11 protein-coding genes are annotated in these 11,668 nt (G+C 66.6%); 10 read left to right on the top strand and 1 reads right to left on the bottom strand.

Going from position 1 to position 11,668, the window contains the following annotated elements; genetic code table 11:
- The first annotated feature begins 358 nt into the window (after positions 1-358).
- The 9 genes from AC1DT6_RS15750 to scpA are packed head-to-tail and all read left to right on the top strand — an operon-like array spanning position 359 to position 9,111.
- Positions 359-841 carry an MSMEG_0572/Sll0783 family nitrogen starvation response protein gene (locus AC1DT6_RS15750; protein ID WP_035811662.1) on the top strand — a complete coding sequence of 161 codons (483 nt, stop codon included), beginning with the start codon at positions 359-361 and terminating at the stop codon, positions 839-841.
- 50 nt (positions 842-891) lie between these two features.
- Positions 892-1,908 carry a Nit6803 family nitrilase gene (locus tag AC1DT6_RS15745; protein WP_441625712.1) on the top strand — a complete coding sequence of 339 codons (1,017 nt, stop codon included), beginning with the start codon at positions 892-894 and terminating at the stop codon, positions 1,906-1,908.
- Positions 1,859-2,992, top strand: a complete 1,134-nt coding sequence (locus tag AC1DT6_RS15740; protein ID WP_477111141.1) for an MSMEG_0568 family radical SAM protein — start codon at positions 1,859-1,861, stop codon at positions 2,990-2,992. The genes AC1DT6_RS15745 and AC1DT6_RS15740 overlap by 50 nt, the downstream gene beginning before the upstream one ends.
- A complete protein-coding gene (locus tag AC1DT6_RS15735) occupies positions 2,989-3,534 on the top strand; it encodes an MSMEG_0567/Sll0786 family nitrogen starvation N-acetyltransferase (protein WP_441625708.1) in 546 nt (181 codons plus the stop codon). Before AC1DT6_RS15740 ends, AC1DT6_RS15735 begins: the two co-directional genes overlap by 4 nt.
- The gene (locus tag AC1DT6_RS15730) at positions 3,531-4,541 is read left to right on the top strand and encodes a sll0787 family AIR synthase-like protein (RefSeq protein WP_441625706.1); all 1,011 of its coding nucleotides are present in this window, start codon (positions 3,531-3,533) and stop codon (positions 4,539-4,541) included. Before AC1DT6_RS15735 ends, AC1DT6_RS15730 begins: the two co-directional genes overlap by 4 nt.
- A 9-nt stretch (positions 4,542-4,550) precedes the next feature.
- A complete protein-coding gene (locus tag AC1DT6_RS15725; protein WP_441625704.1) occupies positions 4,551-4,838 on the top strand; it encodes an MSMEG_0570 family nitrogen starvation response protein in 288 nt (95 codons plus the stop codon).
- 52 nt (positions 4,839-4,890) lie between these two features.
- Positions 4,891-6,171 carry an MSMEG_0569 family flavin-dependent oxidoreductase gene (locus AC1DT6_RS15720; protein WP_441625702.1) on the top strand — a complete coding sequence of 427 codons (1,281 nt, stop codon included), beginning with the start codon at positions 4,891-4,893 and terminating at the stop codon, positions 6,169-6,171.
- A gap of 1 nt (position 6,172) precedes the next feature.
- Positions 6,173-7,012 (top strand): Pnap_2097 family protein, encoded by an 840-nt coding sequence (locus AC1DT6_RS15715; protein WP_441625700.1) that lies wholly within the window; start codon positions 6,173-6,175, stop codon positions 7,010-7,012.
- Positions 7,009-9,111: a methylmalonyl-CoA mutase gene (scpA, locus tag AC1DT6_RS15710; RefSeq protein WP_441625698.1), complete on the top strand. Its 2,103-nt coding sequence runs from the start codon at positions 7,009-7,011 to the stop codon at positions 9,109-9,111. Before AC1DT6_RS15715 ends, scpA begins: the two co-directional genes overlap by 4 nt.
- A 79-nt stretch (positions 9,112-9,190) precedes the next feature.
- On the opposite strand, the gene AC1DT6_RS15705 is transcribed toward scpA, so the two are convergent.
- Positions 9,191-9,856 carry an FABP family protein gene (locus AC1DT6_RS15705; protein WP_441625696.1) on the bottom strand — a complete coding sequence of 222 codons (666 nt, stop codon included), beginning with the start codon at positions 9,854-9,856 and terminating at the stop codon, positions 9,191-9,193.
- Positions 9,857-10,222: 366 nt separating this feature from the next.
- Here AC1DT6_RS15705 and AC1DT6_RS15700 point away from each other — a divergent pair, with 366 nt between their 5' ends.
- Entirely contained in the window at positions 10,223-11,380 is a 1,158-nt protein-coding gene (locus AC1DT6_RS15700; RefSeq protein ID WP_441625694.1) for a patatin-like phospholipase family protein, read from the top strand.
- Positions 11,381-11,668: the final 288 nt, after the last annotated feature.

Here is an 11,668-nt window from a genome sequence, read left to right as displayed (position 1 = left end):
TTTATATGCCTTAAGTGATTGCATTTTTTAGTGCTCGATGATGGTGCGTGATTGCAGGATTGCACCGCTTCCGGGCGTCCGCGCGGGGCCGGCGCGTTCCGCCCCAGTGCATGCCCCATATTGGCCTGTACCGGTCAGGGCACAGTCGATTGCCGCCGCTTCCACCATCCGGAAAATCATCCATGCGATCAATGAACGATTCCCTGCTTGATCGCTAATTGATTGCATTGATCGGCGGGGTAGATGGCATAGCCCGTGYTCATGGAGTGGTGTCGGCCCCCCCGGCCGATCGATCGAACGAATACGCGAACGAAATGCGCGGACGATCGACAGACCCACCCACCCTATGGAGCACAGCATGCCCGCAGTCAACAAACCGGCCCACAAGAAAGGCGATTTCCTGGTCGACTACGAAGAGAAGGTCTTCGAGGACGTGAAGGCGGAGCCGGGCGAGAAGGCGCTGGTCACCTTCCACACCGTCGCCTTCGAGGGCTCGATCGGCTTCGTCAACCTGTTGCAGGCCACGCGCCTGCAACGCAAGGGCTTCGAGACTTCCATCCTGCTGTACGGCCCGGGCGTCACGCTGGGCCTGCAACGCGGCTTTCCCACGCTGGGCGACGAGGCCTTCGCCGGCCATCTCAACTTCAACAAGCAGATCACCAAGTTCATGGAAGAGGGCGGCAAGGTCTACGCCTGCCGCTTCGCGCTGCAAGCGCTCTACGGCCACGGCGAAGCCTCGCTGATCGAAGGCATCCGCCCGATCAGCCCGCTCGACGTGCTGGACCTGAAGCTTATCCACCGCAAAGAGAACGCGCTGATCCTGGATACCTGGACGGTTTGAGAGACAGATAGAGACAGAGACAGATAGAGATAGAAAAGGCGGGCACCACCATGTCACAGAAACGCATTGTGCGCGCGGCCGCGGTCCAGATTTCCCCGGACCTCGAGCACGGCGAAGGCACCCTCGGCAAAGTCTGCGAGGCCATCGACAAGGCCGCGCGGGAAGGCGTGCAGCTGATCGTCTTTCCGGAAACCTTCCTGCCGTACTACCCGTACTTCTCCTTCGTGCGGCCGCCCGTGCAATCCGGCAGCGACCATATGCGCCTGTACGAGCAGGCGGTGGTGGTGCCCGGCCCCGTCACCCATGCCGTGTCCGAGCGCGCGCGCCGGCATGGCATGGTGGTGGTGCTTGGCGTCAACGAGCGCGACCACGGCAGTCTTTACAACACGCAACTCATCTTCGATACCGATGGCCGCCTGGCGCTCAAGCGCCGCAAGATCACGCCGACCTTCCATGAACGGATGATCTGGGGCCAGGGCGACGCGGCCGGCCTGAAAGTGGCAGATACCGCGATCGGCCGCGTGGGCGCGCTGGCCTGCTGGGAGCACTACAACCCGCTGGCCCGCTACGCGCTGATGACCCAGCACGAGGAAATCCACTGCAGCCAGTTCCCCGGCTCGCTGGTGGGTCCCATTTTTGCCGAGCAGATCGAAGTCACGATCCGCCATCACGCGCTGGAATCCGGCTGCTTCGTGGTAAATGCCACCGGCTGGCTGACCGACGAGCAGATCGCCTCCGTGACCACCGACCCCGGCCTGCAAAAGGCACTGCGGGGCGGCTGCAACACCGCCATCGTGTCCCCGGAGGGCCAGCACCTGGCGCCGCCGCTGCGCGAGGGCGAGGGCATGGTGATCGCCGACCTGGATATGTCGCTCATCACCAAGCGCAAGCGAATGATGGATTCGGTGGGGCACTACGCCCGGCCGGAACTGCTCAGCCTCGCGATCAACGACCGGCCGGCGGCGACTGCCTCGCCCATGGCCGCCGCCTTCTCCAACTTCCACGGGAGCACCCAACATGAACTCCAGCGAGATGACGACGGCCTCGAGCCGGCTGTCGGTAACTGAACTTCGGACCGAGCTGCAATCGGTAGGGCTGCGCCTGCTGGACCCGGCGGCCGGTGCCGCCAGCCGGCGCGGCGGCGCGGGGCCGTCGGACCACAAGGCCGTGACCATCGACGGCGTGACCATCATGGTGCCTGTGCATACCAATACCGCGTGGCACTCGCCCTTCGTGGCGTCGTCGCCCGATGGCAAGGGCACCAGCGCGCTGATGCGCGGCACGATTCCGATTGCCAATATCAGCTTTCCGAAGGCGCCGCGCTTCTACGGCCTGCAGACGCTGGATGGCGTGCCTTACTCCCATATCGCCACGCTGCACAGCGCGGATGTACTGGCCACCACGGTGCTGCAGACCTGCATCCGCTACGAGAGCCGCCGCAAGACCTGCAAGTTCTGCGCGATCGGGCAATCGCTCGCGGCGGGGCGCACCATCGCGCGCAAGACGCCGGAACAACTGGCCGAAGTGGCGCGTGCCGCGGTGCTGCTGGATGGCGTCAGGCATATGGTGCTGACCACCGGCACGCCGCCCACGCCGGACCGGGGCGCCGCCATTCTTTGCGAAAGCGCGTTTGCGATCAGGGCGGCCGTCGACCTGCCCATCCAGGCGCAATGCGAGCCGCCCGACGACGACCGCTGGTTCGACCGCATGAGGGCGTCCGGCATCGATACGCTCGGCATGCACCTGGAAGTGGTGACGCCGGCCCTGCGCGAACGCATCATGCCCGGCAAGGCCGCGGTGCCCGTCAGCCGCTATATGGAGGCGTTCAAGGCCGCGGTGGCCGTGTTCGGCCGGGGGCAGGTGAGCACTTATATCCTTGCGGGGCTTGGCGACAGCGCGGAGACCATCCTGTCGATCTCGCGGGAACTGGTTGCGCTTGGCGTCTATCCCTTCGTGGTGCCCTTCGTGCCGATCACGGGCACCCCGCTGGAAGACCATCCGGCGCCGCCGCCGGAATTCATGAAGTCCATCCTCAAGCCGCTCGGCGCCATGATCGGCGCGGCGGGCATGCGCTCGGCGGATATCAAGGCGGGCTGCGGCAAGTGCGGCGCGTGTTCCTCCCTGTCTTCCTATGAAGAGGTGGCGGCATGAGCGACGACCTTTGCGTGGAGGTGCCTGCCGCGACCACGTTCCGCATTCGCTGGGCCGGGGCGCAGTGGGAGGCGGAGCAGGCCATGACGCTGCGCCGGGCGGTGTTCTGCCACGAGCAGGGCATCTTCACTGGCGACGACCGCGACGAGACCGACGCGCGGGCGCAACTGCTGGTGGCGGTGAAGTGCGAGGCGGATGCACCCGGGATGGTGGTCGGCACCGTGCGTATTCACGAGGATGCGCCTGGCGTCTGGTTTGGTTCCCGCCTTGCCGTGCACGCCGCGTATCGCAGTCACGGCAAGATCGGCGCCACGCTGATCAAGCTGGCGGTGAGCAGCGCGCACGGGCTTGGCTGCACGAAGTTCCTCGCGCATGTGCAGAGCCAGAACGTGCCGCTGTTCCGCCGTCTGCATTGGAACGTGCTGGCGGAGGAGACGTTGCTTGGCCGCCCGCACCACCTGATGCAGGCCGACCTGGACTACTACCCGGCTTGCCTGACGCCGCGCATCGGCATGCCGGCAATGGGAAGGAGCGGAGCATGAACGTCGCGCAGATCGTGGAAAGCCTGCGCGCCAGCCGCGGCTTCGGCCACAAGACCGATATCGCCGGGGTGCTGGCGTCGCTCGGCAGTGCGCTGCCGGGCGGGGTGCGCGATCTCGGCCAGGCCGTTGCCGTGGGTGACGACTGCGCCGCCATTGCGGACCATGATGGCTACCTCCTGTTCGCCATCGAGGGCATGGTCAGCGACTTTATCCATGCCAAGCCGTGGTTCGCGGGCTACAGCGCGGTGATGGTCAATGTCAGCGATATCTATGCGATGGGCGGCCGCCCGCTGGCGGTGGTGGACGCCATCTGGAGCGCGGGCGTGGCCGAAGCCGCCGAAGTGCTCAAGGGCATGGCGGCGGCTTCGGCCGCGTATGGCGTGCCCATCGTGGGTGGCCACAGCAACGCCCGCAGCGATCACGGCCAGCTTGCGGTGGCCATCGTCGGCCGGGCGCGCAGCCTGCTCTCCAGCTTCGCGGCGCGTCCGGGCGACCGGCTGCTGATGGCGGTCGACCTGCGCGGCGCCTTTGCCGAGCCGTATCCCTACTGGAATGCCTCCACCGGGGCGCCCGCCGGGCGGTTGCTGGCCGATCTTGAACTGCTGCCCGTGCTGGCCGAGGACGGCCTGTGCGCCGCGGCGAAAGACATCAGCATGGCCGGCACGCTGGGCACGGCGCTGATGCTGCTGGAGTGCTCCGGCGTTGGCGCCCGGATCGACCTGCACCGCATTCCGGCGCCGGCGGGCGTGCCGCTGCAGCGCTGGCTGACGGCGTTCCCGAGCTATGGCTTCCTGCTGGCCGTGCGCGAGCAGGATGCGGAGCGCGTGAGCGAGCGATTCCGGGCGCGGGACATTGCCTGCGCCGAGATCGGCGTCATCGACGATTCGCGGCAGGTCTCGGTCAGCGGCGCCGGCGAAACCGCGCTGTTGTGGGACTTCGCGCGGGATGCATTTATCGTCCCGCGGGCCGGTTGCCCGGCGCGGGACGCCACCCCCATCGATGCCTGAGGAGAGGCCATGCCAGTGACACATTTCCGGGTACGTTGGCCCGATCAGAGCGAGGTCACCTGTTATTCACCGTCGTCGGTGGTCAGCGAATTCTTTGTCGCGGGGCAGGACTACGCGCTGGAGGAATTCATGCGGCTTGCCAGGCTGGCGCTGACGAGCGCTTCGGAGCGCGTCAGGGCGAAGTATGGCTATGCCTGCTCGTCCGCGATGGATCAGCTTGAACAGATCGAGAACACGGCAACGCGTTTCAGCGCGCAGCTGGACGCCACCGTGCGCGTGCTTGGCTTCGGCCGTTAGCACGCATCCGAAAGCCTTAACGCATCTCACAGCAATCAACGAAGGACGCATCATGTCTGACACCCACAGCGAATCCCTGGCTACCTCCCCCAAACACTACAGCGTCATCGTGGTGGGCGGCGGCCAGGCCGGCCTGTCCATGAGCTACTACCTCAAGCAGGCCGGCATCGACCATCTTGTGCTGGAGAAGCACACCGTCACCCACACCTGGCGCAGCCAGCGCTGGGATGCCTTTTGCCTGGTCACGCCGAACTGGCAGTGCGCCTTGCCGGGCTATCCCTACCAGGGCGATGACCCGCACGGCTTCATGAAGAAGGACGAGATCACCGCCTATCTCGATGGCTTTATCGGCATGGTGAACGCACCGGTGCTGGAGCATACCGAGGTCCGTCGCGTGAAGCCGCTGGAGCGGGGTGGCTACCTTGTCTCCACTTCGCAGGGCGACTTCACCGCCGGGCAGGTGGTGGTGGCCTCGGGCGGCTATCACACGCCGATCGTGCCGCGCATGGCGGAGCGCCTGCCCGCCGGCATCCGGCAGCTCCAGTCCTCCGAGTACCGCAGCCCGCAGGCCTTGCCGGAAGGCGGCGTGCTGGTGGTGGGCTCCGGCCAGTCCGGCGCGCAGATCGCGGAGGACCTGCACCTGGCGGGCCGCAAGGTGTTCCTGGCTGTCGGCCAGGCCCCGCGCTGCGCGCGCTTCTACCGTGGCCGGGACGTGGTGGACTGGCTGGCCGACATGCAGTACTACGACATGCCGGTGCAGGAGCATCCGCTGCGCGAAGGCGTGCGCGACAACACCAATCACTACGTGACCGGCCGCGATGGCGGGCGCGATATCGACCTGCGCAAGTTCGCCACCGAAGGCATGGAACTGTTTGGCGCGCTGGAAGACTTCCATGACGGCAAGCTGCGCTTCACGCCGAACCTGAAAGCCAACCTCGACGATGCGGACGACACGTACAACCGCATCAACGCCAGCATCGACAAGTTCATCGACAAGCACGGCATCGCCGCGCCGGCCGCCAGCACGTATGCGCCGGTATGGACGCCGGGCGAGGAACGCTGGGCACTGGACCTAGCCGAGGCCGGCATCGGCGCCATTGTCTGGTGCATCGGCTTCCGCCCGGATTTCAGCTGGCTGGAGGCACCTGTCTTCAATGGGCGCGGCTATCCTGGCCACGTGCGCGGCGTGACGGCGCAGGATGGCCTGTACTTCCTTGGCTTGCCGTGGCTGCACACCTGGGGCTCCGGGCGCTTTTCCGGCATCGCCCGCGATGCCGAATACCTGGCGGCAATAGTCAGCGAAAAGCTCGGCGCGCAAGCACTGGCGGCCTGACATGTTTGACGCGCGCACAAGCTATGTCGCCGGCATGCCGAACCTGTCCTATACCGGCCTGTCGGAGAACTGGCTGCTCAAGGCGTGCGGCGACCTGCACTGGCAGGGCCTGGCGGAGCTGTCCGGCCAGGCCCTGCCGGAGTTCAGGGACGCGGAAGGCAACAAGGCTTACGCGGCCTTCACCGCGATCCGGTTGCGGGAGGCCTCGCTCGAAGCGCTTGGCGAGAACGCGGCATTCTCCGTGGACACGCGGTTGATGCGGGTGGCCGGCGCACGGCATTTCAGCTCGCACGAACTGATGCTGGAAGGCGATGGCTCTGGCGCCAGGCGCGCGCAGGTATCGATGGTATCCACCTTTATCCGGCGCCAGCGCGAGCGGGACAACCGCTCGGTGGTCAGGGCCGCGTTCAACATGCCTGTGGATGGGCCGCCGCCGGCAGCGGCGGTGGAAATGGCCGCGCTGGCCAAGCGCTTTCGCGCGGGAGACTGGGGCGGGCATCTTGGCCTGGAGCAGACCCGGCACCATGGCCGGTACACGGCCGAGTACCTGCCTTGCCCCTATGGCGACTTCAACGGCGCGGACCTGCTTTACTTCGCCAACTTCCAGGCCATTGTCGATCGTGCCGAGTGGCAATGGCAGCGTTTCGAGGAGCCGCCGACGGTAGCGGCGCGGGACCTGTTCTTCCACGGCAACGTCAACCTCGGCGAAGCGCTGGAGTTGTCGTTCTCCGCCGTGGATATCCGGCCGGACGGTCTTGCGCACTGGTGCGAGATCCGGCGCGGCAGCGATGGCGAGAAGATTGCCGACGTGGTGACGCGCAAGCGATGGAGAGTGCGATGAGCATTGGCGCAGAGCCGCCGGACACGGCACGCGCGGTGCCGCGCAAGACCGTTTATACCGCCGCCGACCTGGAGGGGCTGGCGCACCTCGGCAGCCTGCCGGGTGAGGCGCCGTTCGTGCGCGGCCCCCATCGTTCGATGTATGCGGGCAAGCCGTGGACCATCCGGCAGTACGCGGGCTTTGCCGATGCCACCGCCTCCAACCTGGCGTTTCGCCAGGCGCTGGAGCAGGGCGCGCAGGGTTTGTCGGTCGCCTTCGACCTGCCGACCCATCGCGGCTACGACTCGGACCATGCGCTGGCACAGGCGGACGTCGGCATGGCCGGCGTGGCGATCGATTCGGTGGAGGACATGAAGCGCCTGTTCGACGGCATCGCGCTGGACCGTGTCTCGGTGTCGATGACGATGAGCGGGGCCGTGCTGCCGGTGCTGGCGGCTTTCCTGGTGACGGCGGAAGAGGCTGGCATCCCCCTCGGGCAACTGAGCGGAACCATCCAGAACGACATCCTCAAGGAGTACATGGTCCGCAACACCTGGATCTTCGCGCCCGGGCCGTCGATGCGGATCTGCGCGGATGTGGTGGCCTACCTGGTGCGGCATGTGCCCAGGTTCAACGGCATGTCGATCTCCGGCTACCACTTTCAGGAGGCCGGGGCGGACCCGGTGCTGGAACTGGCGCTGACGCTGGCCAACGGCGAGGAGTACGTCAGGCAGATCCGCGCGCGCGGGCTGGATGTGGATGATTTCTGCGGACGGCTGAGTTTCTTCTTCGGCGTGGGCACGGACTTCTTCACCGAGATTGCCAAGCTGCGCGCCGCGCGTCTGCTGTGGTGCGAAATCGTCCGTGGCCTCGGCGGCACTACGGACCGGGCCACCACGCTGCGCACGCACTGCCAGACTTCGGGATGGTCGCTGACGGCGAAGCAGCCCGAGAACAACATCGTTCGCACCACCGTGGAGGCGATGGCGGCGGTGTTCGGCGGCACGCAGTCGCTGCACACCAATGCGTACGATGAAGCGCTGGCGCTGCCCAGTGCCGATTCGGCCAGGCTGGCGCGGGACACGCAACGGATCCTGCAGCACGAGATGGGCCTGTGCGATATCGCCGACCCCTGGGCCGGTTCCTACATGATGGAGTCGCTGACCGCGCAGGTTGCCGGGCAGGTGCGCGCGCTGATGGCGGAGATTGCCGCGTGTGGCGGCGTGCTGGCGGCCATCGAGTCCGGCTGGGTGCATGGGCTGATCCATCGCGCCGCCCTGCGGACGCAGGCGGATATCGATGGCGGCAAGCGCGTCATCGTTGGCGTCAACCGCTACCAGGCGGCGGCCGGGGAGGCGCCGGCCTGCCTGGAGATTGACGGACGGCAGGTGCGGGCGCATCAGCGCGAGCGGCTGGCGGCGCTGAGGGCGGGGCGTGACGGCGAGGCCGTGGCACAGGCCCTGTACGCGCTGACGAAGGCGGCGCGCAGCGGGCAGGGCAACCTGCTGGCCCTGACCATGGACGCCGTCCGCTGCCGGGCGACAGTTGGCGAGTGCACGCGCGCGCTGGAGCAGGCGTGGCCGCGCTACACGATGGTCCCGGCCTACGCGGCGGGGGCCTACGCCGCCGCGCGCGACGCGGCGCCGGCCTGGGAAGCCGCCTGCGCGCAGGTCCGCAAGCTGCACGCGTGCCTGGGCCGCCCGCCAAGGATGCTGCTTGCCAAGCTGGGACAGGACGGCCACGACCGTGGCGCGAAGGCGGTGGCGGCGGCGCTCGCCGACGCCGGTTTTGCCGTCACGCTGGGCCCGCTGTTCCAGGCGCCGGAGGAAGCCGCCGCGGTGGCCGCGCAGGGCGGCTTCGACGCCTTGGGCGTCTCCACGCTCGCCGGCGCCCACCTGGACCTGCTGCCCCGCCTGGTCGACGCGCTGCGCCAGCGCGGGCTGCGCGCCCCGGTGTTTGCCGGCGGCGTGATCCCCGCCGGCCACGTCAGGCAACTGCGGGACATTGGCGTGCGCGCCGTGTTCGGGCCGGGGGAGGCGATGGAAGCCATCGTTGCCGGCATAGCGCGGGAACTGCTCGGACTGCTCGGCCAGGTCATGCGCGCGGTGCCGCAGCCATGACGCCGCCGCCCAGCGTGCGCGGCAAGGCAACCTTGTCCCGCGCCTGGGCGCCTGTCAGGGCGGGTTTGTCGCCAGCAAACTATTTGCGGGCTAACGGATTCGGCGTGGGTTCTCCGATCTTGGTCAGCGTATTGCGGTCGGTGTGGTGGAACGGTTCTGTCTTGCCGCGGATCATGAGAACCGTGTCCTCGTCGTAGGACCACGTTCCGTTCTCGTTGATGGTCACTTTGATACGGAACTCGACCGTGTCGAACGCGAGTTCGAGAAAGGGATTGGAGCTGATGCCGGCGGTGCTGGATCCCTTCGTTGCAACCAGTTCGAACGCCTTCGCGTCGGCGGATGCCTTGCCCATGGCCATGACGGTCTGGCCGCGTGGAATCGTAAGCGTGTGGATGATGTTCCCGGTAGCAGGCTCCCAAAGCCAGTAACCCACTTGTTCGTGATACGTCTTCACCTGATCCGGCTTGGTGATATGCGTGTGATAGCGCAAACCATAGAACAGTTGTGGCCCGTTGGTCTGGGGGTCGACCGGCTGAAGCTCGATTCGCTCGACGAACGCCTGCTTTCGCGGTCCATCCACCTTGGGCTTGACGTCCAGCCCACGCGTGCCTTGCCAGATACCGGCCATGCCTGTCAGCGGCCCGAGATTGCTTAGCGTGTCGACATCCAGATCGGAGGGTTCCGTGTAGATGTCATGCAGTTGTGCCGACTGTTCAACCTGGTCTGCCGGTTTCGACTCTTCCATTGCTATCCCCTGACTCAGTACTCAAGAAAAGAAAATACCGCCGCGCAGCGGCCGGCCGCGAAAGACGCGGGTACTTGAAGTTCACTTTTTCTGGCGTCGGCCAGGGCCATCCGGTGGTTCCCTGGGATTCTCGCTGCGCTCGGCGGGCGTGCCGATTGTACCGGTCCAATCACGTGCATGTCCCGGGCCGGTGAACCTGGCCCGGGGAGCACCCGTGAACACCCGGACGGCCCGGGAAGTTGTCGCTGGAAAGATCGAGGCAAAGTGCTAGGCTTCATAGTCAGCCAGGCACGGCAACGGGCCGTGCGAGATCGCCAGTACCCTGTCCGATGCCATCACGAAGTGGCCTGTCAAAAGGGGAAAGCCATGGATACCGAGGCGCGGGCCGATGAAGGCGGGCAAGGCATCCCGGAGCCATCCGGCCCGGCATTGCCGGGACAGGTAGTGCTTGTGCTGCAAGGCGGTGGAGCGCTTGGTGCCTACCAGGGCGGCGTCTACCAGGCGCTGCACGAGGCGGGCATCGAACCGGACTGGGTCATTGGCACGTCGATCGGGGCGATCAATGGCGCGATCATCGCCGGCAACAAGGCCGCGGACCGGCTTTCCCGGCTGCGGCAGTTCTGGGAGCAGGTTGCCCGGCGTGGTCCGTTCGAGATGACCAGTCTCTTACCCGGAGCCGACAACAAGCTCGCGGACCTCGCCACGGTCATGCAGGGCATCCCCAACTTTTTCGTGCCCAATCCCGGCGCGTGGTTCGGCCTGCATGCGCAGCTTGGCGTCGAACGGGCCGGATTCTATTCGACCGACCCGTTGCGCGAGACGCTCCTTTCGCTCGTGGATTTTCCTTACCTGAACCAGAAGCACACGCGGCTGACCGTGGGCACGGTCAATGTGTGCAGCGGGCAGATGCATTACTTCACCAACCGCGATATCGCCGTCAGCCTTGAGCACGTGATGGCATCCGCGGCATTCCCGCCAGGGTTCCCGGCCGTGTGTATCGAAGGCGAGGCCTATTGGGACGGCGGTATCTGCTCGAACACGCCGCTTGAAGCCGTGCTCGATGATTATCCGCGCCGCAGTTCAGTCATCTTTACCGTGCAGCTATGGCCGGTGCGAGGGCCGGAACCGCAGACGCTGTGGGACGCCATGGGCCGGCAACGGGACATCCAGTATGCGAGCCGGGCGGAGACCCAACTGGCGCGGCAGAGGCAACTGCACCGGCTGCGCCATGTGATTCGCGAGCTGGCCAAGTACATTCCGGAGCCCGAACGGCAATCGGCCGCGGTCAAGGAGTTGCTGGGCTGGGGCTGCCATACCACCATGCACGTGGTGGAACTGAATGCGCCGCCGTTCGGGGGCCAGGATCTTTCCAAGGACATCGATTTCACCGCGAGCGGTATCGAAGCGCGCTGGAGCGTAGGCCATGCGGATGCCAGGCGGGCCATCGGGCTCGCGCCCTGGCGCGGGGTCATGGATCCCATCGAGGGGATTGCCGTGCACGATACCGCGCCGGCGCCGGCATGAGCGCGCCGGCCTGCCGGGCGGCCCCCGGCACGAACCCCTCCGGTTAGTCGGGATTCATTGCCCGCGGCCGGCGGCTGGGATATCGTTCAGCCTGGCTCGCGGCGGGTGCGGCAACGTATGCGCCGGGGCCGCCTCCACAAAAGGGGAGACCATTACGGCTCACGGCCTCCCGTACTTCAGCCACCGCACGCCGGGCCGGAGTTCGCCATGGACACCCAAGAGCGGACGATCCCTCGGCAGGACAGCGCTGGCGTTTATCGCGACCCGATGCAAGGTGCCTGCCGCAGG

The organism is Cupriavidus sp. 01L45 (assembly GCF_056399885.1).
The sequence above is the reverse complement of the archived record's forward strand: the minus strand, read 5'-3'. Positions and strand labels throughout refer to the sequence as shown.